The organism is Labrenzia sp. C1B70, assembly GCF_000475395.1.
In the GTDB taxonomy this organism is placed as follows: Bacteria; Pseudomonadota; Alphaproteobacteria; order Rhizobiales; family Stappiaceae; genus Roseibium; species Roseibium algicola.
Genome location: NZ_AXCE01000015.1, coordinates 1 through 2,476 on the forward strand (window position 1 = coordinate 1; position 2,476 = coordinate 2,476).

The 2,476-nt window shown below is 62.2% G+C and carries 3 protein-coding genes; all 3 read left to right on the forward strand.

The genetic code is table 11. The features are described 5' to 3' along the window. Positions 1-109 precede the first annotated feature (109 nt). From Q666_RS52985 to Q666_RS52995, 3 genes are read left to right on the forward strand one after another with little or no spacing between them, the layout of a single operon-like run. Positions 110-493 (forward strand): transposase, encoded by a 384-nt coding sequence (locus Q666_RS52985; RefSeq protein ID WP_023014559.1) that lies wholly within the window; start codon positions 110-112, stop codon positions 491-493. Further along, positions 490-843: an IS66 family insertion sequence element accessory protein TnpB gene (gene tnpB / locus Q666_RS52990; RefSeq protein WP_023001579.1), complete on the forward strand. Its 354-nt coding sequence runs from the start codon at positions 490-492 to the stop codon at positions 841-843. The genes Q666_RS52985 and tnpB overlap by 4 nt, the downstream gene beginning before the upstream one ends. A 54-nt stretch (positions 844-897) precedes the next feature. Beyond that, entirely contained in the window at positions 898-2,448 is a 1,551-nt protein-coding gene (locus tag Q666_RS52995; RefSeq protein WP_023001580.1) for an IS66 family transposase, read from the forward strand. Positions 2,449-2,476 lie beyond the last annotated feature (28 nt).

Sequence of the window (2,476 nt, forward strand, 5' to 3'; positions counted from 1 at the left end):
GTAAGCGGCGGCTGTCCCCCACCTATTCACTTCCGTCGTGATGCAGGAATCCATACCCATTGTTGATTTGGGAATGGAGGCGGGTTTGGGAGTCCATAGAGAGCTCCATATGGAGTCCGTATGCGGTTATGAGATTTTGCCGCGCGACACGGGAATGCGCCGTTGGCCCAATGAAGTGAAGGGGCAGCTTGTCGCGGAGACCTATCTTCCCGGGGTGACAGTGAACGAGGTCGCCCGGCGTGTCGGCATGAAGCCCAACCATCTCTCGGCATGGCGGCGTTTGGCACGGGAGGGCAAACTTGTGGTGCCGGATCTTCCGGGAGCCGAGTTTGTACCGGCCGTTCTGGAACCGCCCCCTGTGTCCATTGAAGAGGATGCGAAGCCGCTGGCCGCGGTGGAGATCATTCACGGCGGAACCACAATCCGGCTGGACGCTTCCGTGAGCCCGGACAGGATTGCCGATATCGTGTGCGCCCTTGGGCGTGGATCATGATTTTCCCCTCGAACCGGGTGCGTATCCTGGTGGCGACAAAGCCAGTCGACTTCAGAAAAGGACATGATGGGCTAAGCGCCCTGGTCCAGTCCGTTTTGCGCAAGGACCCGTTCACCGGCACGGTTTTTGTGTTCCGGTCCAGGCGAGCCGACCGCTTGAAGCTCCTGTATTTTGACGGCACCGGCCTGGTCATGGCTTACAAGCGGCTGGAAGATACGACCTTCACCTGGCCCGCCGTTCGGGATGGTATGATGTCGCTGAACCATGCTCAGTTCGAGGCACTGTTCTCGGGCCTGGACTGGCGCAAGGTGAAGGCATTGGAGGCTCGTTCTCCGGCTGCGGCAGAATGAATCAGGTGCCGGAAATGGCGGGCATCCGCAGCCGCCTCGGGCTATTCTCGGCCCATGCCTTCCACTGTCGCCATCGATCTTTCCGCGATCCCCGCTGACCAGCGTGATGCTGTCGCCGCGCTCCTGCGCGAAAGGGATGCGCTCAAGGAGATCAACAAGCGTCTGGAGCATCTGGTCGCGGAATTGAACCACGCGGTTCACGGCAAAAGGTCGGAGAAACTCAGCGAAGATGAACGGCAATTGGCTTTCGAAGACCTCGAGACTGTCATCGCCGAGGTTGAGGAAAGCCAGGACACGCAGATCCCTTCCGAGGGCAAAACCCGCCGTCCGGCCCGTCGCAACCGGGGCAACCTGCCGAAGGACCTTCCGCGCATCGAGTGTGTGATCGAACCCGACAACCTGCAATGTCCCTGCGGCTGTGGTCAGATGCACAAGATCGGCGAGGATCGTACGGAGCGAGTGGACATCGTGCCCGCACAGCTGCGCGTGATCGTTACCGTTCGCCCCAAATACGCCTGCCGCGCCTGTACAGACGGCGTCACCCAGATGCCGGCACCGGCGCATCTCATCGAAGGCGGTCTGCCGACGGAAGGCGCCATTGCGCATGTTCTGGTTGCCAAGTACGCGGACCATTTGCCCTTGCACCGGCAGAGCCAGATCCTTGCCCGGTCGGGCATCGATATCCATCGAAGCACGCTGGCGGATTGGGTCGGCACCGCCGCGTTCCACCTCGCCCCGGTGGTCGACCGGCTGGCCGAGCATCTGAAGGTGTCGACCAAGCTGTTCATGGACGAGACCACGGCGCCGGTGCTGGATCCGGGCCGCGGCAAGACGAAGACCGGATATCTATGGGCCTTGGCCCGAGACGACCGGGCCTGGGGTGGGGACGATCCACCCGGCGTGGTCTTCTTCTATGCGCCTGACCGCCGCGGAGAGAACGCGGAGAAAATCCTTCGTGGCTTCGACGGGGTCCTGCAACTCGACGGCTACCAGGGCTACAACTGCCTGACGCGCTCGTCCCGCAAAGGCGGCGATCCGATCCGCGTGGCCCATTGCTGGGCCCACGCACGGCGGAAACTGAAGGAAGTCTTCGACCGCGACGGCTCCGAGATCGCGGCCGAAGGCTTGCGCCGGATCGCCGAGTTCTACAGGGTCGAGGCCGATATCCGCGGAACGGCGCCCGGGCAGCGGCTCTCGGCCCGGCAGGCCCGCACCGCGCCTCTGGTCGCCGCCTTTGGCGAATGGCTGCAAGAGCAACGCCGCCGGGTCTCCGCCAAGTCCCGTCTCGGCGAGAAGCTTGCCTACATCCATCGTCACTGGGACGGTTTGCAGACCTTCCTCCACGACGGCCGTGTCGAGATTGATAGCAACAGTGTCGAGAATTTGATCCGGCCAATTGCATTGAACAGGAAAAATGCATTGTTCGCTGGCCATGACGAGGGCGGCCGCACCTGGGGCCGCATCGCATCGCTCATCGAGACCGCGAAAATCAACAACGTCGAACCCTTCGCCTATCTCAAGGCCACCCTCGAAGCCATTGCTGGCGGTCATCCGAAAAGCAGGATCGACGAACTCCTGCCGTGGAACTTCACCCCGTCAAGATGAAACCCGGTGGGCCGCAGACGGCGCTTAC